At 58.1% G+C, this 265-nt stretch carries 1 protein-coding gene; it reads right to left on the reverse strand.

Going from position 1 to position 265, the window contains the following annotated elements; all coding sequences use genetic code 11:
- Nucleotides 1–265, reverse strand: a 265-nt coding sequence (locus KI356_RS27830) for a class I SAM-dependent methyltransferase (protein WP_212937079.1), incomplete at both ends; no start/stop codon positions are given.

The following is a 265-nucleotide window of genomic DNA, read 5'->3' on the forward strand; positions in this document are numbered from 1 at the left end:
CCACATCCGCTTGAACCTGACATCGAAGCCGAGGGATTCGATTGAAGCCCAGGCGTCGAGGAAACGGTCGTGCCAGTCGGCCAGCGTGCGTGCGTAGCTGTCGGCGAAAAATTCGGTTGAAACCAGCCGCAATCCGGAACTGCTCACCAGCTGCTTGACGATGTCGATGGTGGGCAGCATTCCGCCAGGAAAGATATAGCGCTGGATGAACTCCGGCCGCCTGCGATAGCTTTCAAAGCGACGCTCATCGATCGTGATCACCTGG

This window comes from Bacillus hominis, from assembly GCF_018332515.1.
In the GTDB taxonomy this organism is placed as follows: Bacteria; Bacillota; Bacilli; order Bacillales; family Bacillaceae_G; genus Bacillus_A; species Bacillus_A hominis.